The organism is Paraplanobispora takensis (genome assembly GCF_016863195.1).
GTDB classification, from domain to species: domain Bacteria; phylum Actinomycetota; class Actinomycetes; order Streptosporangiales; family Streptosporangiaceae; genus Planobispora; species Planobispora takensis.
In genome coordinates, this window is record NZ_BOOK01000029.1 from 94391 (window position 1) to 114698 (window position 20308).

At 72.3% G+C, this 20308-nt stretch carries 18 protein-coding genes; 4 read left to right on the plus strand and 14 right to left on the minus strand.

The genetic code is table 11. The annotated features are described in order from the left end of the window. Positions 1–8: 8 nt before the first annotated feature. The 3 genes from Pta02_RS19290 to Pta02_RS19300 form a co-directional block, all read right to left on the minus strand. Positions 9–644 carry a dihydrofolate reductase family protein gene (locus Pta02_RS19290; protein ID WP_239130938.1) on the minus strand — a complete coding sequence of 212 codons (636 nt, stop codon included), beginning with the start codon at positions 642–644 and terminating at the stop codon, positions 9–11. Between the two features lie 240 nt (positions 645–884). Beyond that, positions 885–2309: a type I glutamate--ammonia ligase gene (glnA, locus tag Pta02_RS19295; RefSeq protein ID WP_203876255.1), complete on the minus strand. Its 1425-nt coding sequence runs from the start codon at positions 2307–2309 to the stop codon at positions 885–887. A gap of 157 nt (positions 2310–2466) precedes the next feature. Then, on the minus strand, positions 2467–3507 hold the full coding sequence (locus Pta02_RS19300) for a hypothetical protein (RefSeq protein WP_203876256.1): 1041 nt from the start codon (positions 3505–3507) through the stop codon (positions 2467–2469). Between the two features lie 128 nt (positions 3508–3635). Here Pta02_RS19300 and Pta02_RS19305 point away from each other — a divergent pair, with 128 nt between their 5' ends. Next, on the plus strand, positions 3636–4100 hold the full coding sequence (locus Pta02_RS19305) for an RDD family protein (protein ID WP_203876257.1): 465 nt from the start codon (positions 3636–3638) through the stop codon (positions 4098–4100). Between the two features lie 90 nt (positions 4101–4190). On the opposite strand, the gene Pta02_RS19310 is transcribed toward Pta02_RS19305, so the two are convergent. The 10 genes from Pta02_RS19310 to Pta02_RS19355 form a co-directional block, all read right to left on the minus strand. After that, positions 4191–4991 carry a class I SAM-dependent methyltransferase gene (locus Pta02_RS19310; protein ID WP_203876258.1) on the minus strand — a complete coding sequence of 267 codons (801 nt, stop codon included), beginning with the start codon at positions 4989–4991 and terminating at the stop codon, positions 4191–4193. Beyond that, a complete protein-coding gene (locus Pta02_RS19315) occupies positions 4991–5668 on the minus strand; it encodes a DUF4191 domain-containing protein (protein WP_203876259.1) in 678 nt (225 codons plus the stop codon). The genes Pta02_RS19310 and Pta02_RS19315 overlap by 1 nt, the downstream gene beginning before the upstream one ends. A 175-nt stretch (positions 5669–5843) precedes the next feature. Next, entirely contained in the window at positions 5844–8372 is a 2529-nt protein-coding gene (locus Pta02_RS19320; RefSeq protein WP_239130940.1) for a beta-glucosidase family protein, read from the minus strand. A 134-nt stretch (positions 8373–8506) separates the two neighbouring features. Further along, the gene (lipA, locus tag Pta02_RS19325) at positions 8507–9436 is read right to left on the minus strand and encodes a lipoyl synthase (protein WP_203876261.1); all 930 of its coding nucleotides are present in this window, start codon (positions 9434–9436) and stop codon (positions 8507–8509) included. Between the two features lie 159 nt (positions 9437–9595). After that, positions 9596–10273 (minus strand): lipoyl(octanoyl) transferase LipB, encoded by a 678-nt coding sequence (gene lipB / locus Pta02_RS19330; protein WP_203876262.1) that lies wholly within the window; start codon positions 10271–10273, stop codon positions 9596–9598. 28 nt (positions 10274–10301) lie between these two features. Continuing rightward, positions 10302–11039 (minus strand): Type 1 glutamine amidotransferase-like domain-containing protein, encoded by a 738-nt coding sequence (locus Pta02_RS19335; protein ID WP_203876263.1) that lies wholly within the window; start codon positions 11037–11039, stop codon positions 10302–10304. Between the two features lie 38 nt (positions 11040–11077). Further along, positions 11078–11971 carry a TIGR01777 family oxidoreductase gene (locus Pta02_RS19340; RefSeq protein ID WP_203876264.1) on the minus strand — a complete coding sequence of 298 codons (894 nt, stop codon included), beginning with the start codon at positions 11969–11971 and terminating at the stop codon, positions 11078–11080. A gap of 155 nt (positions 11972–12126) precedes the next feature. After that, complete coding sequence (gene sucB, locus Pta02_RS19345; protein WP_203876265.1) at positions 12127–13599, minus strand: 2-oxoglutarate dehydrogenase, E2 component, dihydrolipoamide succinyltransferase; 1473 nt, start codon at positions 13597–13599, stop codon at positions 12127–12129. A gap of 36 nt (positions 13600–13635) precedes the next feature. After that, positions 13636–15015 (minus strand): dihydrolipoyl dehydrogenase, encoded by a 1380-nt coding sequence (gene lpdA / locus Pta02_RS19350; protein ID WP_203876266.1) that lies wholly within the window; start codon positions 15013–15015, stop codon positions 13636–13638. Between the two features lie 160 nt (positions 15016–15175). Next, complete coding sequence (locus tag Pta02_RS19355; protein ID WP_203876267.1) at positions 15176–16663, minus strand: leucyl aminopeptidase; 1488 nt, start codon at positions 16661–16663, stop codon at positions 15176–15178. A 127-nt stretch (positions 16664–16790) separates the two neighbouring features. Between Pta02_RS19355 and Pta02_RS19360 the strand changes: the two genes are divergently transcribed. From Pta02_RS19360 to Pta02_RS19370, 3 genes are all read left to right on the plus strand, one after another. Beyond that, a complete protein-coding gene (locus Pta02_RS19360; protein ID WP_203876268.1) occupies positions 16791–17138 on the plus strand; it encodes a GntR family transcriptional regulator in 348 nt (115 codons plus the stop codon). A gap of 65 nt (positions 17139–17203) precedes the next feature. Next, positions 17204–18244, plus strand: coding sequence for a hypothetical protein (locus Pta02_RS19365; protein WP_203876269.1), 1041 nt, complete (start codon positions 17204–17206; stop codon positions 18242–18244). 165 nt (positions 18245–18409) lie between these two features. After that, entirely contained in the window at positions 18410–19333 is a 924-nt protein-coding gene (locus Pta02_RS19370) for a CPBP family intramembrane glutamic endopeptidase (RefSeq protein WP_203876270.1), read from the plus strand. Positions 19334–19396: 63 nt separating this feature from the next. Here Pta02_RS19370 and Pta02_RS19375 read toward each other — a convergent pair whose 3' ends face one another. Further along, positions 19397–20275: an adenosylcobinamide-GDP ribazoletransferase gene (locus Pta02_RS19375; RefSeq protein WP_239130942.1), complete on the minus strand. Its 879-nt coding sequence runs from the start codon at positions 20273–20275 to the stop codon at positions 19397–19399. Positions 20276–20308: the final 33 nt, after the last annotated feature.

Consider the following 20308-nt stretch of genomic DNA (forward strand, 5'->3'; position numbering starts at 1 on the left):
TGAGCTGATCAGCCCGGGCCGAGGCCGCGGTCTTCGCGTCGCATGTCCCCGGTGACGGGGGTTCCCTCGCCGAGGCCGTACCGCAGGAGCACGGCGCCCTTGGGTGAGGCGACGGGCGGTTCGAGGAGCACCAGGCTGGCGGGGACCGCACCGCCGTCGAACACCTTCTTGCCGACGCCGAGCGTGATGGGGAAGATCCACAGGTCGAGCCGGTCGAAGAGGCGCTCGCGCAGGAGGGTCTGCACCAGGTTCAGGCTGCCGATCACGTGGACGTGCTCGTGCTTGTCACGCAGCTCGCGTACGGCGCCCGCCAGGTCGGGTCCCAGTTGCGTCGAGCCCGCCCAGCTCAGGTCCGGATTGCCCCGTGAGGCGACGTACTTCGGGATGCCGTTGAACAGCGTGGCGATCCCGCCGTCGACGCCGTCGACCTGGTCCGGCCAGTACGCGGCGAAGATGTCGTAGGTCCTGCGGCCCAGGAGCAGGGCGTCCATGCCCTCCATCCCGGCGCCGATCTGCCGGCCGACCGTCTCGTCGAACAGGGGTGCCTGCCATCCCCCGAACGGGAAACCGTCGGGGTCCTCCTCGGGGTCACCCGGCGCCTGACCGACGAGGTCGAGCGTCGCGAACAGATCGATGTGGATCATGCCCATGGTGTCCTCCTCGACGTGTTCCGGCACGAACGCGGTCGGCGTCCGGACGCGAACCCATCGAACGATTGTTCGTGAACCCACGAATGATCGCCGAAGACACGGCCCCTGTCCACCCCGTCCGCCAAGGAAAGCCGCCATGCGGAAAACCCGTCATGCGGAAAGCCCGCGGCAAGGTGCAGGACCTTCCCACGGGCTTCCGATTCCCGACGTACGGCACCGCCGCGCGGCGACCGGTCAGACGTCGTAGTAGAGCTCGAACTCGTGCGGGTGCGGGCGCAGGCGGATCGGGTCGACCTCGTTCTCGCGCTTGTAGGCGATCCAGGTCTCGATCAGGTCGGCGGTGAAGACGCCGCCCTCCAGCAGGTACTCGTGGTCGGCCTCCAGGGCGGCGAGCACCTCGGGCAGGGAGCCGGGGACCTGCGGGATGTTGCGGGCCTCCTCCGGGGGCAGCTCGTAGAGGTCCTTGTCGACCGGCTCGACCGGCTCGATCTTGTTGCGGATGCCGTCGATGCCGGCCATGAGCATGGCCGAGAAGGCGAAGTAGGGGTTGCAGGACGGGTCCGGCACGCGGAACTCGATGCGCTTGGCCTTGGGGTTGGAGCCCGTGATCGGGATGCGGATGCAGGCCGAGCGGTTGCGCTGGGAGTAGACCAGGTTGACCGGGGCCTCGTAGCCGGGGACCAGGCGGTGGTAGGAGTTGACCGTCGGGTTGGTGAAGGCCAGCAGCGACGGGGCGTGCTTGAGCAGGCCGCCGATGTAGTAACGGGCGGTGTCGGACAGGCCCGCGTAGCCGACCTCGTCGTAGAACAGCGGCGAGCCGTCCTTCCACAGCGACTGGTGGCAGTGCATGCCGGAGCCGTTGTCACCGAAGATCGGCTTGGGCATGAAGGTGACCGTGTGGCCGTACTCCAGGGCCGTGCTCTTGATGATGTACTTGTACAGCATCAGGTTGTCGGCGGTCTTCAGCAGCGTGCCGAACTTGAAGTCGATCTCGGCCTGGCCGGCGGTGCCCACCTCGTGGTGCTGCATCTCGACCTCGATGCCCGCCTCGATGAGCCGGCGGACCATCTCCGAGCGCAGGTCGGTGAAGTGGTCCATCGGCGGGACGGGGAAGTAGCCGCCCTTGTAGCGCGGCTTGTAGCCGAGGTTGCCGCCCTCCTGGGCCTTGCCGGTGTTCCAGGCGCCCTCGATGGAGTCGATGTGGTAGTAGCTCTCGTGGGCGCTGGTCTGGAACCGCACGTCGTCGAAGATGTAGAACTCGGCCTCGGGGCCGAAGTAGACGGTGTCGGCGATGCCGGTGCCCCGGAGGTACTCCTCGGCCTTGCGGGCCACGTTGCGCGGGTCGCGGGTGTAGGCCTCACCCGTCAGCGGGTCGTGCACGAAGAAGTTGATGTTGAGCGTCTTGTGGTCGCGGAAGGGGTCCAGCACCGCCGTGGACGGGTCGGGCAGCAGCAGCATGTCCGACTCGTGGATGGCCTGGAAGCCGCGGATCGAGGAGCCGTCGAACATCAGTCCGTCGGAGAAGACGTTCGCACCGAAGTTCTCGGCGGGGAAGGTGAAGTGGTGCGTCGTGCCGGGCAGGTCGGTGAACCTGACATCGACGAACTGAACTCCTTCGTCCTTGATGAAATTCAGGACGCCGTCGGCGGAGTTGAACACGCGAACCTCCCAAGGGGCACGGGCTATCGGACCGAAAGTAGGCCTGTGCCGTTACCGCCCCGTGTCTCGTTTGTTTCACTCGTGTTAAGGGGGAGCATCCCACGGTAGCCCTCCCCGGCCGGGTGAGACGGGGAGAAACCCTTCTTTTGCCCGGGTTTCACGTTCCGGTCGTCCTCCCGCAGCCCTCGATGTCCCTCTGCTCCAGGTCGTACGGATCGACCGGGGCGCCGGTCGCCTTGGCCGCCTCCTCATCCAGGGGAGCGTCGTCGTAGGACGGGCGTACGAAACCGTCGTCGACGTCGCAGCGGGCGCCCGCGACGCTGTTGTTCCACCGCTTGAGCCAGATCGCCGGCCTGCCGTTCTCGCGGTAGGCGAAGAACTCACGCTTGCTGTGGGCGACGAGCCGCATGGCGGTCTCCGGCTGCCCCGGCCGCCGCACGGCGTAGACGAACAGGTAGTTCACCTTGACCCGGACGCCCGGATACCCGTTCTCCCGGGAGGGGGAGAGCGTGGTCCTGCCGCGCACCTTGATCACGTCGGTGACGAGCTCGGTGGTCCTGGGGGCGAAGCTGGTCAGCAGATAGCGGGTGTTGTAGTAGTCCTTCTTGTTCTTCTTCGTCTTCTTCCGGTCGAGGTTCTTCAGGAACCACACCCGGTCCCCGGGGTCCAGAAGTTCGGCAAAGGGCTTGGACCCGGACTTGAGCAGGACACGCCGATCGAGGTGGGCGGCTTTGAGCAGGGCCCTGGTACGGCTGAGCGCGGCGGCGACCTCCTTCTTGCTCAGCCCGCCCATCGCCTTGGGGCGCGGCATCGTCAGGCCCTTCTCCCCGTCGGCGTACTTCATCGCCGGGGAGCCCTCGAAGGGGGACACGGCGACCGGCTCCCTCTCGACGGGCGTCGTCTCCTCGGGGACCGGCCCGAAGGCGCGGTCGGCGTCCTCGGGCACGGCGTCGGCCAGGGCGGTTGTCAGGGCCGTACCGGCCTGTCCCAGGACCTCCGGGCGCCAGGCGACGAACGCCCCGGCGCCCGCGACCGCCACGGCCGCCACCGCCGCGGTGATCCGCAACCTGCGACGGCGCCTGAAGCGGGGCAGGTGAGCCCACTCCCGCTCGGCCGTCTTCCTCATCTTCCGGCGCTCCTGCCGGTCGATCTGCTCCATGAGGGCGTTGAAACGCTCGTCGAGGTCGTTATCTGACACTGGGGGGTGCTCCGCAACGAAAGTGATTAAAGGGACTGCCGGTGCATATGATGTACGGCTTTCGCCTCATCCGGGTAACAGGTTCGGGCGGGTTAGAGGGCGGCCCCACCGGCGGATACGGTGGGGACATGAGCAGCAGGCAGCAGCCCCGTTGGACCCAGACCTGGCTCGGCGGCGTCAGGTCGGCCGGAGTCGACCTGGGCTACCCGGGACAGCGGCTCGGGCTGCCCGAGGAGGGCAGCGGCGCGGTGGCCGGGTTCGGCCGCAGGATCGGCGCACTGCTGATCGACTGGATGATCTGCACCTGGGCGATCGCCCAGGGCCTGCTGCGGATCAATCCCGCCGAGCAGGGGTGGGTCCCCCTGGTCGTCTTCGGGCTGGTGAACATCCTGCTGGTGGGGACCATGGGGATGACCTTCGGCATGCGCCTGCTGGGCATCCGGGTCGCCGCCCTCGACGGGGGCAACCCCGGCTTCCTGCCGGCCGTACTGCGCAGCCTGCTGCTGTGCCTGGCCGTGCCCGCGCTCATCTGGGACCGCGACCAGCGCGGCCTGCACGACCGCGCGGCGAACACCGTGGTCGTGCGCGCGTGACGGTCGTGCGGCGTGACGGTCGTGTGCCTGTGACGGTCGTGCCCGTGTGACGCCCCGGCCGCGCGCGAAGAGGCCCCCGGCCCGCGGATCTCAGGCGGGCCGTTCGCAGGTGAAGATCGCGGTGCCGGGCAGGTGGCGGCCGCGCAGCGGGCTCCAGCCTCCCCACACCCGGTCGTGCCCCTCGGGCCACTCCGGCTCGGTCAGCGCCGTCAGGACCAGCCCCGACGCCACGATGTGCCCCACCCAGTCGGCCATCGTGCGGTGGTGCTCGACGTAGCTCGGCCGTCCGCCGGCGTCGAACTCCACGTACGGCGCGCGGTCGAAGTAGGACCGGTCGGAGGTCAGGCCGCGGGGCCCCGGATCGTCGGGGAAGGCCCAGCGGACCGGATGGCTGACGGAGAAGACGAAACGGCCGCCGGGCCGCAGGACCCGGCGGATCTCGGCGAACACGGCCGCCGGATCGGCGACGAACGGCAGCGCGCCGTACGCCGAGCAGGCCAGGTCGAACGACTCGTCGGCGAAGGGCACGGACTCGGCGTCGGCCTGCACCGCGGGGAGCGGCGTGCCGAGGTCGAGGTCGATCCGGCGCGAGTGCTGGAGCTGGCGGAAGGACAGGTCGAAGGCGGCCACCCGGGCGCCCCGGCCGGCCAGCCACCGCCCGCACTGGCCCGCGCCGCAGCCGATCTCCAGCACGTCCCTGCCCTCGACGTCGCCCAGCAGGCGCGCGTCGGCCTCGTCGAGCCCCTCGGGGCACCAGACGAAACCGGAGTCGCGCAGGAACCCGCCGTGCTCGGCCTGGTAGTCGTCGGCCGCGTCGTCCCACCAGCCGCGGTTGGCCCGCGAGGTCGCCGTGGCGTCGACCCGGTGACGGCCGACCCCCTCCGGCGACATCAGCGCATCTTCGGACGGGGCATCTTCGCCCCGCGCGGCAGCGGGCCCTTGGGCATCGGCAGCGTCTGCGGGAGCGCCTTGAGCCGGTTGTTGATCTCGTAGACGGCCGGCTTCTTGAGGTTGCGGGGCAGCTTCATCAGGTGCCGCTGGAGCTTGCCGATCGGGATCTGGCCCTCGCCGTCGCCGGCCTGGACGTCGTAGACCGGCACGTCGAGCGCGATCCGCTGGACCCGCTTCTTCTCGGCGACGAGCATCTTCTGCACCCGGGTGCCCGGGCCCTCGGAGACCAGGATGATCCCCGGGTAACCGACCACGCGGTGCACGATGTCCTGGTCGCGGTTGACGGCGACGGCCGGGGTGACCTCCCAGTTGCCCCGCATGCCCTGCAGGATCGCGGCGGCGGCACCCGGCTGACCCTGCAGCATGGAGTACTGCGCCTTCTGGGCGAGCTGACCGAAGACCACCAGGCCGACGGTGAGAGCCAGCATGACGCCCATGATGTACAGCGGCCACCAGCCCGTGACCAGGCCCAGCACGACGAACAGCACGAGTGTGCCGAGCGCCGAGGCGTAGACGATCGGCATACCCTTCGGGTTGGCCTGCTTGATGATCTGCGCGATCATGCGGAGCTGCTTGATGCGCCCCATGCTCTCCGGGTTTTCCGGCTTCTTCGCCATGTATGAAGGATACAAATCCCGGAGTCAAGAAATGAAAACGTGACCTTCGATCGCATGCCCCGATCCCGCCCGCGGAGGCGCGAGGGGGCTCCGGCGGACGGGATGCGACGGGCCACGGCGGGGTACGGCGGGCGCGGCTGACCCCGGCGGGTCCGGCGAGCGGGTCCGGCGAGGCTCAGACGGACACCACGGCGCCGAGCGGCCGGTCGGCGACGCTGCGGCCCGCCTCGACCGTGTAGTCCCCGCAGACGGTCCTCCAGCCCTCGCCCGTCCACACCTGGAAGGCGCGCTCGGGCAGAGTGACCGTCGTGATCACCGTCTGGCCCGGCTCGGCGTCGACGACGTCGAAGCCGGCCAGCCAGCGGGCGGGTCGTCCGGGGTCGCGCTCCACGGGCGAGAGATAGAACTGCACGACCTCCCGGCCCGGGCGCCGCCCGGTGTTGGTCACCGCCACGCTCACCGTCCTGGCCGTGGCGGTGATCGTGCCGTAGGACCAGGTGGTGTACCCGAGGCCGTGCCCGAACCAGAAGGCGGGCTCGCGTCCCGCGCGCTCCCAGGCGCGGTAGCCGATGAAGACGCCCTCGTCGTAGGCGACCTCCCCCTCCACCGGGGTCACCTCCAGCACGGGCACGTCGGCCTGGGCGGCCGGCCAGGTGGTGGGCAGCCGGCCGCCCGGCTCCACGTCACCGAACAGCACGTCGGCCAGCGCGTCGCCGGCCTCCTGGCCGGGGAACCAGGTCAGCAGGACCGCCGGGACCCGCTCCAGCCACGGCATCTCCACCGGGGATCCGGCGTTGACCACCACGATCGTGCGCGGGTTCGCCCCGGAGACCTTCGCGATCAGCTCGTCCTGGCGTCCGGGCAGCGCCAGGCCGGTGCGGTCGAAGCCCTCGCTCTCGACCTCCGGCGTGGTCGAGGCGACCACCACGGCCACGTCGGCGTCCGCCGCGGCGCGCACGGCCTCGGCGATGAGCGCGTCGTCGCCGGGGGAGGGGGCGGCGTGGCCCAGGGCGAACGCCACGAAGACCATGCCGCCGACCGTCCCGGTCCGATGCCGCAGGCTCAGCTCGACCGGGACGCCCTCGGTGAGGGCGACCGCGACCCGCCGCTCCGGAGGGGACAGGAAGGCGGCGCCGGGATCGCCGCCGTCGGGGACGAGGACCTCGTCGAGGACCGTGGCGCCGTCGACCGTCAGGGTGTACGCCCCGGCGCCCGTGACCGAGAACTCGTGCTCGCCGCCGGCGACGGGGGTGTGGCTGAGGCGGATCTCCACGGCGGCCAGGCGCTCGCCGTCCACGTCCGCGGGCAGGCGGCCGAGCCGGCGCACCTCGGCGGCGGCCAGGGGGTGCTCGGCCAGGACCTCCCCCTCCGGGTCCAGGAACAGCACGCGGGCCGGGCCGGCCGGCGGCGCGAGCCGTATCCGGGGATCGGTGCCGCGGGCGTGGCGGACCTCGACGCCCTCCCGGGCGCGCAGGCCGTCCAGCGGCGAGACGATCCGGTCGGGGAACACCCGGGCGCTGCCCCCGCCCATGATCCTGGCCTCCCCGGCCGCCGACCCGATCAGGGCCACACTCCGGATCCCCTCGAGCGGGAGCAGCCCGCCCTCGTTGCGCAGCAACGTGAACGACCGCGCGGCCACCTCCCTGGCGAGCGCCACCCCGTCGATCGCCGTACGGCCGGCGCCGGGGACGTCCGCGACGCCGCCCGCCGTACCGGCGCCGGGGGAGAGGGAGGCACCGGCGGCGTCGGCGGCGGAGAGAGTGGCCTCCTGCGGGGAGGCGCCGGAGAGAGCGGCGTCGTGCGGGGAGGTCCCGGAAACGTCCACGGCATCGCCCGCCGTGCCGGCGCCGGGGGGTTTCAGGGCGCCGACGCGCCGGGCCAGGCGCAGGACGCGGCGGACCTGGTCGTCGACGATCTCCTCGGGGACGCGGCCCTCGCGGACGGCGGCCTCCAGCTTCCCGCCCCAGGGGCCGGACGGGCCGGGCATGGCGACGTCGAGGCCGCCCTCGGCGGTGGCCTCGGTGGAGCGGGCGGCGGTCCAGTCGGAGACGACGAAGCCGTCGAAGCCCCACTCGCCCTTCAGCAGGTCCCGCTGCAGGGCCCGGTGCTCGGTCATCGTGATCCCGTTGACCGCGTTGTAGGCGGCCATGACGCCCCAGGCGCCGGCCCGCACCACCCGCTCGAACGGCGCCAGATAGACCTCGCGCAGCGTCTTGTCGCTCACCTTCACGCTGACCGTGAACCGCTCGGTCTCGAAGTCGTTGGCCACGAAGTGCTTGGGCGTGGTGGCCACGCCGCCCTCCTGCACGCCCTCGACGTAGGCGGCGCCGATCTCACCGGTCAGGTACGGGTCCTCGGAGAAGCACTCGAAGTGGCGCCCGCCCAGTGGGCTGCGGTGCAGGTTGAGGGTCGGGGCCAGCAGCACGTGCACGCCCTTGCGCCGGGCCTCCTGGGCGAGCAGCCGCCCGGCCCGGCGGACCAGCGCGAGGTCCCAGGTCGCCGCCAGCGCGGTGGGACTGGGCAGGGCGATCGAGGGGTCGGCGGCGGTCCACTGCTCGCCGCGCACCCCGATCGGGCCGTCGCTCATCACCAGCCGATCGAGCCCGATCTCGGGCATCGCCGGCAGCGACCAGGTGTCCGCCCCGGTCAGCAGGCGCACCTTGGCACGCAGATCGAGCTTCGCGATCAGTTCTTCGATGTCCACGGCGCCAGTCTCACTCTGCATACCGAGCGTCCGGTAGGCGCCGAGATCGGATCGTTGCACGCGCTGCCGGGCCGGGTTAACGGCAAGGGCCCCGCGCGGGTGCGCGGGGCCCTTGCCCTTCCGTCCGCGGGCGTCTACGCGTGCTGGCGGGCCTCGACGGCCTGCTTGTACAGGCGGCCGGCCCGGTAGGAGGAGCGGACCAGCGGGCCGGACATGACCCCGGCGAAGCCGATCGCCTCGGCGTCCTTCTGGAACTGCACGAACTCCTCGGGCTTGACCCAGCGCGTCACCGGGTGGTGGCGCGGGGTGGGCCGGAGGTACTGCGTGACGGTCAGCAGGTCGCACCCGGCCTCGTGCAGGTCGCGCATGGCCTGGACGACCTCCTCCGGCTCCTCGCCCATGCCCAGGATCAGGTTGGACTTGGTCACCAGCCCGGCCCGGCGGGCCTTGGTGATCACTTCCAGGGAGCGCTCGTAGCGGAAGGCTGGGCGGATGCGCTTGAAGATCCGCGGCACGGTCTCGATGTTGTGCGCGAACACCTCGGGCCGGGCGGAGAAGACCTCCTCCAGCTGCGCGTCGTCACCGTTGAAGTCGGGGACCAGCAGCTCGACGCCGCAGCCGGGCAGCAGGGCGTGGATCTGCCGGGCGGTCTCGGCGTACAGCCACGCGCCGCCGTCGGGCAGGTCGTCACGGGCGACGCCGGTCACCGTGGCGTAGTTGAGGCCCATCTGGCGGACCGACTCGGCCACGCGGCGCGGCTCGTCGGTGTCGTACTCCTTGGGCTTGCCGGTGTCGATCTGGCAGAAGTCACAGCGCCGGGTGCACTGGTCGCCGCCGATGAGGAAGGTCGCCTCGCGGTCCTCCCAGCACTCGGAGATGTTGGGGCAGCCGGCCTCCTGGCAGACGGTGTGCAGACCCTCGCGCTTGACCAGCGCCCGCAGCTCGGTGTGGTTGGGACCGGTGCGGAACCGGGTCTTGATCCACTCGGGCTTCTTCTCGATGGGGGTCTCGGCGTTGCGAACCTCCAGGCGGAGGAGCTTGCGGCCATCCGGGGAAACGGTCATGCTTCCTCCTTCGCCGGTCGCACGACCAGGCTGCTGTGGTGCCGGTCGGTTCGCTCGCTGCGCTCGCTCACGTGTATCACCCTACGCTTTGCGGAACCTGGGATCGCCAGGGGGTCACCGGATTATCCTACGTCTCCGCGGAGTCCGGCACGCCCCGGGTCAGCGCCGGAAGAGATCCTCCTCCGGCAGGTCGAAGGACTGCATGCCGAGCGCCTCGGCCAGGCGCTTCTCGGCGTAGGGCATGACGTCGTCGACCACGATCCGGCGGCCGGTCTCGGCCGACAGCGAGGAGACCCCGGCGCCGCTGATCCCGCAGGGGTCGATCCGGTTGTACCAGCTCGGGTCGTTGACGCAGTTGAGGGAGTAACCGTGCATGGTGACGCCCCGGGTGACCCGGATGCCGATCGCGCCCACCTGCCGGTCGGGCAGGCCGTGGGAGGCGTCGCCCGGCGCCCACACCCCGCTGAGGCCCTCGACCCGGCGCGCCTGAACCCCGAAGTCGGAGCAGACCTGGATGAGGACCTCCTCCAGCAGCCGGACGTAGGCGACGACGTCCAGCCGCTCGCCCAGCCGGATGATGGGATAGCCGACGAGCTGGCCGGGGCCGTGCCAGGTGATCCGGCCACCCCGGTCGACGTCGATGACCGGGGTGCCGTCGGAGGGCCGCTCGTGCGCGGCCGTACGTCTGCCCGCCGTGTAGACCGGAGCGTGTTCGAGCATCATGCAGGCGTCGGGCATCTCCCCGGCCGCCCTCCGGGCGTGGATCCGCCGCTGGAGGTCCCATGCCTGCTCATAGGGGACATCGACGCCAAGTCGGACGATCGCCAGCTCGCTCACGGACAAAGACTAGTTGACCCGCTCGCCGTCACGACATGAGAAGCCGGGGCTCGATGCGGAACTCCTTGACCCCGCCGGCCCCGTCGAGCTCGACCTTGTAGGCGTAGCCGTCGGGGCTCACGCTGACGGCCTGGATGAAGTCGGTGCCCACGTAGTGCAGGGCGACGCCCTCGTCGGCGGCGTAGCCGCCGGGCAGCTCGCCCGAGGCCACCGAGGCGTGCAGCAGCTGACGGCGCTGGGGGTCGGAGTCGTAGTGCACGCCGCAGGAGTAGGGCAGCATGGCCAGGCCCTCCGCCCACGCCTGCAGCGTCGGCCCGAAGGAATCGGTGTTGCCGCCCACGTGCCAGCACAGCGCGCCCGCGCTCTGCCCGGCCAGGACCACACCCGCCCGCCAGGCCTCCTCGAAGACGTCGTCCAGGCCGTGCAGCCGCCACAGCGCCACGAGGTTGGCCACGCTGCCGCCGCTGACGTAGATCATGTCCTGGCTCAGGACCCACTCGCGCGGATCCTCCACGTTGGGCATCGGGAAAACGGTCAGGTGGCTGACCTCGACGTCCCAGTCGCGGAACGCCCCGTACATCTTCAGCAGCCACTCCGAGTCGTCACCCGTCGCGGTGGCCAGCAGTCCCAGTCGTGGACGGTCCTGGCCGGTCAGGTCGAGACCGTAGCGCAGCAGGGCGCTGGCCTCGATGAACCCGTAACGGGCCGACGGGCGGAACGAACCGCCGCCGATCGCGAGGATGTGGGACTGACCTGACCTGCTCATGCGTGATCTCCCGATGACTCTCCGTACGAACTGCGCCCCTAGAGTACGGCGAAGAGTGCGTCGTTGAGGTGGTTATGCCGGAACGCGTAGCCCGTCCCCACCAGGCGCCGGGGTATCACGCGCTGCCCGGCCAGCACGCCCTCCTGCGCGAACTCCCCGATCGCGGCGCGCAGCACGGGCCCGGGAACCGCCAGCGGCATCGTGGGCCGGTGCACGGCCCGGCCCAGGGCCCTGGTGAACTCGGCGTTGGTCACCGGCTCCGGCGCGGTCAGGTTCACCGGACCCTCGACCTCCTCGGTCCGCAGGAGGTGCCGTACGGCCTCCACCCAGTCCTCGACGGAGATCCACGACCAGTACTGCCCGCCCGAGCCGAGCGGCGCGCCCAGGCCGAGCTTGAAGATCGGCAGAATCCGGGTCAGCATGCCGCCCTCGCGGCTCAGCACCAGCCCGGTGCGCAGCAGCACCGTCCGTATGCCCGCCGCCGCGGCGACCTCCGCCTCGGCCTCCCACGCCCGGACCACCTCGGCCATGAAGCCCTCGCCGGAGGGGCTCGACTCGTCCACCTCGCGGTCGCCGGTGTCGCCGTAGTAGCCGATCGCGGACCCGGACAGGAACACCCCCGGCGGGGCCGAGAGCTTCGCCAGCGCCCCGGCCAGCGTCCGGGTGCCGTCCACCCGGCTGCGCATGACCTCGCGCTTGTGCTCCTCGCTCCAGCGGCGGTCGCCGACGCCCGCGCCGGCGAGGTGGATCACCGCCTGCGCGCCCTCCAGGGCGGCCGGGTCGATGAGCCCCTTGGCCGGGTTCCAGAACGACTCGTCGCCGCCCTGCGGCGCCCGCCGTACCAGTCTGACCACCCGGGAGCCGTCGGCCCGCAACGCGCCGACCAGGGCCGAACCCAGCAGCCCCGAGGACCCCGTCACGATGATCGTCATGTTCCCCAATGTAACCGACCTCCACCGTCCCCTTCGGGAGGCGGACCGCGCCGGTTGCCCGCGGACGGGACGGGTGCCGGGGGACGGGACGGGCGCCCGGGAACGGGACGGGCCGGCCCGCGGGATGCGGACCGGCCCGTGGGCGTCGAGGAGGACTAGGCGTTGAGGCCCAGCTGGTTCTCGAAGCGGCCCTCCTCCAGACGGCGCTTGACCGTCACCAGGAAGCGGGCGGCGTCGGCGCCGTCGACCAGGCGGTGGTCGTAGCTGAGCGCGAGGTACACCATCGAGCGCACGGCGATGACCTCACCCTCGGGGGTGTCCACGACGACCGGGCGCTTGACGACCGCGCCGGTGCCCAGCATGCCGACCTGCGGCTGGTTGAGGATCGGCGTGTCGAACAGCGCGCCGCGGCTGCCGGTGTTGGTCAGCGTGAACGTGCCGCCGGTGATCTCGTCCGGGCTCACCTTGTTGGCCCGGGTGCGCTCGGCCAGGTCGGCGATCTTACGGGCGAGGCCGGCGATGTTGAGGTCGCCGGCGTTCTTGATGACCGGGACGAGCAGGCCGCGCTCGGTGTCCGTCGCGAAGCCGAGGTGCTCGGCGTCGAAGTAGGTCACCTCGTTGGTCTCGCTGTTGATCGTGGCGTTCAGCTTCGGGTGCTGCTTGAGCGCCTCGACGGTGGCCAGGGCGAAGAACGGCATGAACGAGAGCTTGACGCCCTCGCGCCGCTGGAACTCGGCCTTCGCCCGGTCGCGCAGCCGCGCGATCTTGGTGACGTCGACCTCGACCACGGTGGTGAGCTGGGCCGAGACCTGCAGCGACTCGACCATGCGCTTGGCGATGGTCTGCCGCAGGCGGGACATCTTCTCGGTACGGCCGCGCAGGGTCGTGTCCACCTCGACCGGCTCGGGAGCCTGGGCGGCGGCGGGCTGCTCCTGGGCCGCGGCCTGCGGGGCCGGAGCCGGGGCGGCCTGCGGGGCCGGGGCGGCGGCCCGCTCGCGCTGGGCGCGCGCGGCCTCCAGCACGTCCTGCTTGCGGATGCGGCCGCCGACACCGGTGCCGTTCAGGCTGTCGAGGTCCACGTTGTGCTCGCCGGCGAGCTTGCGGACCAGCGGCGTGACGTACGGGCTCTCACCGGAGGACGGCGCGGGCGCCGGGGCGGGGGCCGCCGGCTGTGCCGGGGCCTGCGGGGCCGGGGCCTGCGGAGCCGGGGCCTGCGCGGCCGCCTGCGGGGCGGGGGCGGCCTGCGGCGCGGGAGCCTGCGGGGCCGGGGCCTGCGGGGCGGGCTGCGGGATCGAGGAGATCGGCGCCTGCGGGGCCGGCTCCGGCTCGGGCTCCGGGGCGGCCTGCGGGGCCGGCTCGGGCTCGGCCGGGGCGGCGGCGCCCTCGGTGGCGTTCTCGTCGATCAGGGCCAGCTCGGTGCCGACCTCGACGGTCTCGTCCTCGGCGACAATGATCTTCGTGAGGATGCCCGCCGCCGGGGACGGGATCTCCGTGTCGACCTTGTCGGTGGAGACCTCGAGGAGCGGCTCGTCGGCCTCGACGCGCTCGCCCTCCTTCTTCAGCCAGCGGGTGACGGTGCCCTCGGTGACGCTCTCGCCGAGCTGGGGCATCTGTACGGACTTCGGCATGGTGTCTTCTCTCGCGCTTTCGAGTGAGGGCTTCGGCTAGTTGTGGACGTGCAGCGGCTTGCCGGCCAGGACGAGCATCGCCTCGCCGATGGCCTCGGACTGGGTCGGGTGGGCGTGGATGAGCTGGGCGACCTCGGAGGGCAGGGCCTCCCAGTTGTAGATCAGCTGGCCCTCGGTGACGAGCTCGCCGATGCGGCGGCCCACCATGTGCACGCCGAGCACCGGGCCGTTCTTCTGGGCGATGATCTTGACCGCGCCCTGGGTGCCGAGGATCTGGCTCTTGGGGTTGCCCGCCAGGTCGTAGGTCGCCTCCACGACCTCGTAGCCGCGCTCCCGGGCCTGGGCCGAGGTGATGCCGACCGAGGCGACCTCCGGGTCGGAGTAGGTGATGCGCGGGATGCCGTCGTAGTCGATCGCGGGCGGGTTGAGGCCGGCGATGTGCTCGGCCACCATGATGCCCTCGGCGAAGCCGGCGTGCGCCAGCTGCAGGGTCGGGATGAGGTCGCCGACCGCGTAGACGCCGGGGACGCTGGTCTGGCAGTGCTCGTTCACCACGACGGTGCCGCGCTCGATCGCGATGCCCGCCTCCTCGAAGCCCATGCCGGAGGAGACGGCGCCGCGGCCGACGGCCACCAGCAGCAGCTCGGCGTCGATGGTCTTGCCGTTGGCGAGGGTGACGACCACGCCGGTGTCGGTGGTCTTGACGCCCTCGAAGAAGACGCCCAGCTCCTGCTTGATGCCGCGGCGGCGGAAGGCCCGCTCCAGCAGCTTGGAGCTGGACTCCTCCTCCAGCGGGAGCAGGTGGGGCAGGGCCTCGACGATGGTCACCTCGGCGCCGAAGGAGCGCCAGACGCTGGCGAACTCCACGCCGATGACGCCGCCGCCGAGCACGACCACCGAGGCCGGCACGCGGTCCAGCTTGAGCGCGTGCTCGCTGGTGATGATCCGCTCACCGTCGATCTCCAGGCCGGGCAGCGACCTGGGCGCCGAGCCCGTGGCCAGCACGATGTTGCGGCCCTCGTAGATCGTGTCGCCCACGGCGATGCGGTTCGGGCCCGCGAGACGGCCCTCACCCTCGATGATCGTGATGCCCTTGCTCTTGAGGAGGCCCTGCACGCCCTTCCAGGCGCGAGTGACGATCTTGTCCTTGAACGTGTGGACGGCGGGGACGTCGATGCCCTCGAAACGTGCCTTGACGCCGTAACTCGCGCTCTCCCGGGTCTCGTCGGCGACCTCCGCCGAGTGCAGGAGGGCCTTGGTGGGGATGCATCCCCGGTGCAGGCACGTACCGCCGATCTTGTCCTTCTCGATCAGGGCGACCGTCTTGCCCAGTTCCGCCGCCCGGAGGGCGCAGGCGTAGCCGCCGCTGCCTCCGCCCAGGATGACGATGTCGTAGGGGCCGCTGCCATCAGCCACAGGAATGCTCCTTGTCGGATTGGTATGCCACCGAGGTCTCGCTGTCGGCCCGGCCCCGGCAACCGCATCTTTTCACTTGTCCGCGCCGCTCGTGCCCCGCTGCGCGGGGCGGATGCGGGCCCCGTCCGCCCAGCCTGAGGGGCGGGACGGACGGGGGCGCTCAGCCCGCGTAACGCTCGGCGATGCCGACGAGGGTCCGGGTGATCGCACCCGTCCCGCCCTTCGGCGTGTAGCCGTGCGGCTCGCCCTTGTTGAAGGCGGGCCCGGCCATGTCGATGTGCGCCCACTTGACGCCGTCCGGCACGAACTCCCGCAGGAAGATGCCCGCGGTGAGCATGCCGCCGAACCGCTCGGGGTGCAGGTTGGCGATGTCGGCGACGGGGGAGTCGAGGCCCTTGCGCAGTTCCTCCGGCAGGGGCATGCCCCAGGCGGCCTCGCCCTGCTCGCCCGCCACCGCGACGACCTCCTCGCGCAGCGCGTCGTCGTTGGCCATGACGCCCGCCGTACGCCAGCCGAGCGCGACGATCTGCGCGCCGGTGAGCGTGGCGATGTCGACGATCAGGTCCGGGTCGTCCTGGCCCGCCCTGGCGATGCCGTCGATCAGGACCAGGCGGCCCTCGGCGTCGGTGTCGAGCACCTCCACGGTCTTGCCCGCGAAGCTGGTGAACACGTCGGAGGGGCGCTGGGCGGTGCCGCTGGGCATGTTCTCCGCCAGGCAGAGGTAACCGACCGCGTTGACCTTCAGGCCCAGCCTGGCGATCGCGACGAGCGCGCCGAAGACCGCGCCCGCGCCGCCCATGTCCGACTTCATCCAGTCCATGGAGGTGGTCGGCTTGAGCGACAGGCCGCCCGAGTCGAAGGTGATGCCCTTGCCGACGAAGGCGACGGTCTTGGCCGCCTCCGGGTGGCTGTAGGCCAGGCGGACCAGGCGCGGCGGGTTGACCGAGCCCTGGCCGACGGCCACGATGCCGCCGTAACCGCCCTCCTTGAGGGCCGTCTCGTCGAGGACCTCGACCGACAATCCCACCTCGGTGCCGGTCTGCTCGGCGATCTCGGCGAAGCGGGACGGCCACAGGTCCGACGGCGGGGTGTTGACGAGGTCGCGGACCAGGGAGACGGAGGCCGCGACGGTGGAGGCGCGCTCGACGGCCGCCTCGGCGCCGTCGGCCCCGCTCAGCACGGTCAGCTCGGACACCGGGACGACCTGCTGCTCGCCGGTCCGGTACTTGGTGAAGGAGTAGGCGCCGAGCAGCCCGCCCAGGGCCAGGGCGCCGGCCTGCTCGGCGGAGGCGGCGGGCAGGGCGAGCGCCACGCGGGCGGTCCCGGCCAGGGCGCGGGTCGCGACACCCGCGGCGCGCCGGAGGGTCTCGGGGTCGTAGTCGCCCCCGGGGGCGTCGCCGAGACCGACGACGACCAGGAGCGGAGCGGTGAGGGCGCCGAAGGTCGGGACCTTGGCGATCTCGCCGGGCTTGCCCTTGACGCCCACGGCGTCGAGAGTTGCGGCCAGTCTGCCGCCGAGCGCCTCGTCGAGCCCCTCGGCGCCCGGGGCGGCCCGCAGGCCCTCCGGGCCGGTGTGGATCCCGACGACCAGCGCATCGGTGTCGAAAGAGACGACGTTGTCACTTGGGTTCAGCCGCACAGTGGTCACGTAAGGAGATGCTAGTCCTCGCCGCCTCGTATACGGAAACGCGGGTTCATCCTACCTATAGGTAATCCGGGAATGATGCTAATCGGATTGGCTCCATTTCTAGAATGGTGCTATTGTCGATAGCACCATGTTGCTCACTCTGGATCTGAACGACCTCCGCCCCCTGCATGAACAAGTGGCCGGGGCGATCCGTCGCGCCATCGCCGACGGCTCCTACGCGCCCGGGGACCGCCTGCCGCCCGCCCGCGATCTGGCGGGCGCGCTCGGCATCAACGCCAACACGGTGCTGCGCGCGCTGCGCGACCTGCGCGACGAGGGCCTGCTGGAGTTCCGCCGCGGTCGCGGCGTCAGCGTGCTCGGCCGTCCCGACGCCCACGCGGTGCTGGTGGAGGCGGCGCGTGAGCTGCTCGCCGAGGCCGACCGGTACGGCTACGGCCCGGAAGAAGTGATCCACATCATCAGGGAGCTCTCATGACCGCGCCCGCCCTCGACCGGAACGCCGCGGACCGGAACGCCCCCGCCTCTCGGACAGGAGGAAGCATGCCCGTCTTCTCACCCGGCCGGAACGCCCCGGGTGCGGTTGCGCCGGTCCCCTCGCGGGGCCGCGCGGTCACCGTCGCCGCCGTCTGGGGCTCGTTCGTCACCGCGGTCCTGGTCGCGGCGCCCCTGATGCTCCGCGACCGCCTGCCCGACCCGCTGGCCACCCACTGGAGCGGTGGATCCGTCCCCGACGGGAACGCGTCCTTCGGCGTCGCCCTGGTCTTCTCCGTGGCCCTGTGGGCGGTGATCTGGGCCGGGTTGCTCGGCTCCGCGCTGCACGGCGCGGTCCTGCGCGCGAGGCTGCCCCGCGTGCACTGGTGGGGCTTCCTGCTGGGCGGAGCGGTGTTCGCGCTCGGCATGCAGGCCGTCACCCTCAACGCCAATCTCGACGCCGCCACCTGGCACGAGGCGCTGCTGCCCGGGTGGCACGTCGCCGTCGTGATCGCCGCGAGCGCCGCGGCGGGCGTGCTCGCGGGCTACCTCGGCCGGGGTGAGCCGGACCGAGTCCCGGACCGGTCGTCGGCGGACAAGCCGATCATGCGGCTCCGGCCCGGGCAGCGCGCGGTCTGGGTGAGCCGGGTCTCCAACCCCTGGCTGATCGGCCTGACCACCACGGCCCTGCTGGCGGCGATGGTCATCACCGGGCTCGCCGTGCTGGGCGTGCTGGAGGCCACCGCCGCCTGGATCGCCCTGGCCGTCTCCATCCCCATCGGGCTGATGGGGGTGGCCACGGCCACGGTCCAGACCAGGGTCGACGCGGAGGGCCTGCGCGTCGGGTTCGGGCCGTGGGGCCGGCCCGCCCGCCGTACCCCGGCCGACGCGATCGAGTCGGCCTGGGCGGAGCGGCGCAGCCCCGCCGAGGTCGGCGGCTGGGGGATCCGCGTCGTGCCCGGCAGCGGGCGGACCACCCTCATGCTGCGCGGCGGCGACGTCCTGGTCATCCGCCGCACCGGAGGAGGGGAGTTCGCGGTCTCCGCCGACGACGCCGAGCGCGGCGCCGCCCTGCTGAACGCCTACATCGCCGAGACCGCCGGCTCCTGAACGCCTGCCGCCGAGACCGCCGGCCCCTGAACGTCTACCGCGGAGACCCCGGCTCCTGAACGTCTACGCCGCCGGGGCCGGCGACCTCCGACCCGCCTCCCCGTGCTCCGCCGCCCCGTCCCGACCGGGGAGGCCGGTTCCCCGTGCCCGAAGGAAGGTGCCCTCGTGCCACGCCGTTCCCCGGACCTCCGGTTGTTCCTGCTCGTCGCGTTCGGCCTGTCCTGGCTGCTCGCGCTCCCTTTCTGGGTGGGGGAGGTCGCCCTCGGCTCCCCGCCCGCCGCCGCGATCAGTGTGGCGATCATGTTCACCCCGGCGCTCGGGGTGCTGGCCGTGTGGCTGTACGGCAGGCGGCGCGGGCTTCCCGGCACGGCCCGGCGCGAGTGGGCCGCGCGGACCGGCCTGACCCTGGGGGAGAACAGGAGGCGCACGATCGCCCTATTCGCGCTCGCCTGGTTCGGCACCCCGCTGCTGACCGTCGCGGCGATCGCGCTCAGCGCCGCCCTCGGGCTGCTCACGCTGGACCTCGCCGGGCTCGGCCTGTACCGGCAGACCCTCGCGCAGGCCACCCCCGGGCAGGAGATCCCGGTCGACCCGGCGGTCCTGGCCGCGGTACAGGCCGTCTCGGCGGTGACGGTCGCCCCGCTGATCAACTCGATCGCCGCGTTCGGCGAGGAGTGGGGCTGGCGGGGCTGGCTGCTGCCGCGCCTGATGCCGCTGGGCACCGCGCGGGCGCTGCTGCTGTCCGGGGTGATCTGGGGCGCCTGGCACGCCCCGCTGACCCTGCGCGGCTACAACTACCCCGAGCTCGGGGCCTGGGCCGCGCCGATGTTCGTCGTCTTCTGCGTCGCCTACGGGACGCTGCTCGGCTGGTTCAGGCTCCGCACCGGCAGCGTCTGGCCCGCGGTCGTCGGCCACGGCGCGCTGAACGCCTCGGCGGGTCTGCCCCTGCTGCTGGGCGACGCCGCCGCCCCGCCGAACCTCGCGGTCGCCGGGATCACCGGGCTGGTCGGCTCGGCCATGCTGGCGGTGATCTCCGCGGTGCTGTTCGCCCGCCGGCCGGTACGGTCGTCCGCCCCGGTCACCACCTGACCGGGGAGAGTCCTCGGCCGCGCCGCCACGGGCTCCCGTCTCGCGGGGTCTGGCGGCGGCGCGTCACCATACCGCCGCGCAGACCACCAGCGCGGCGGCGGTGGCGGTCTCGACGAGCGCGCCGAGCACGTCCCCGGTGATCCCGCCCAGCCGCCGCACCGCCCTGCGCCGCAGCGCCCAGGCCGCCGGCAGGCCCGCGACCACCGCCGCCGCGGGCAGTGCGCCGAGGGCCCCCGGGCGGAACGCGGAGGCCAGGACGGCCACGCCCGCGAGCGAGAGCACGGTGGCGGCCAGCGCGGGGCCGCGCCGTACGGTGCCCGCCACCATGGAGCCGAGCCCGCCGGGCCGGGCGGCGGGCACGTGCTCGCGGCAGGCCCAGGTGAGCGCCAGCCGTCCGGCGACGCAGGCCGTCACCAGCGCGGGCGGCCCGGCTCCCGCCGTCACCGCCTCGGTCAGCGCCGCCACCTGGACCAGCAGAGTGAGGACGAGCGTCACGACGCCGAACGGGCCGATGTCGGAGCGCTTCATGATGTCCAGGGCCCGGTCCGCGGGCTTGCCGCTGCCCAGCCCGTCGGCCAGGTCGGCCAGCCCGTCCAGGTGCAGCGCCCGGGTGAGCAGTGCGAGCGTGCCCACGGCCAGCGCCGAGGCGAGCAGCGGGGAGATCCCCAGCCACAGCGCGGCCACCAGCACGGCCGTGGCGGCCACCCCGAGCGCCGCCCCCACCAGCGGGGCGAGCACCATCGCCCGGCCTCCGGCCCGGCGGTCGACCACGCCCGGCCGTACCGGGAAGACGGTCAGCGTACCGACCGCCAGCCGGAACCCGTCGGCGAGCGTGGACGGCCGCCCGGGAGCGTCCGGTCCCGGGGAGTCCGCGGGCCCGTTCCCTGTGGCGTCCGGGCCGTCCGGGTCCTGGGAACCCTCCGGGGGCGGTGTCTCGGGCACAAGCGGTGATCGTAGCGCCGGTCCCGCCGGGGG

Coding starts and splice junctions, on each gene's coding strand:
- Pta02_RS19290 (WP_239130938.1), bottom strand. CDS start 644: ATGATCCACATCGATCTGTTCGCGACGCTCGACCTCGTCGGTCAGGCG.
- Pta02_RS19305 (WP_203876257.1), top strand. CDS start 3,636: ATGAGCAGCAGGCAGCAGCCCCGTTGGACCCAGACCTGGCTCGGCGGC.
- Pta02_RS19310 (WP_203876258.1), bottom strand. CDS start 4,991: ATGTCGCCGGAGGGGGTCGGCCGTCACCGGGTCGACGCCACGGCGACC.
- Pta02_RS19315 (WP_203876259.1), bottom strand. CDS start 5,668: ATGGCGAAGAAGCCGGAAAACCCGGAGAGCATGGGGCGCATCAAGCAG.
- lipA (WP_203876261.1), bottom strand. CDS start 9,436: ATGACCGTTTCCCCGGATGGCCGCAAGCTCCTCCGCCTGGAGGTTCGC.
- Pta02_RS19335 (WP_203876263.1), bottom strand. CDS start 11,039: ATGAGCAGGTCAGGTCAGTCCCACATCCTCGCGATCGGCGGCGGTTCG.
- Pta02_RS19340 (WP_203876264.1), bottom strand. CDS start 11,971: ATGACGATCATCGTGACGGGGTCCTCGGGGCTGCTGGGTTCGGCCCTG.
- sucB (WP_203876265.1), bottom strand. CDS start 13,599: ATGCCGAAGTCCGTACAGATGCCCCAGCTCGGCGAGAGCGTCACCGAG.
- Pta02_RS19360 (WP_203876268.1), top strand. CDS start 16,791: ATGTTGCTCACTCTGGATCTGAACGACCTCCGCCCCCTGCATGAACAA.
- Pta02_RS19365 (WP_203876269.1), top strand. CDS start 17,204: ATGCCCGTCTTCTCACCCGGCCGGAACGCCCCGGGTGCGGTTGCGCCG.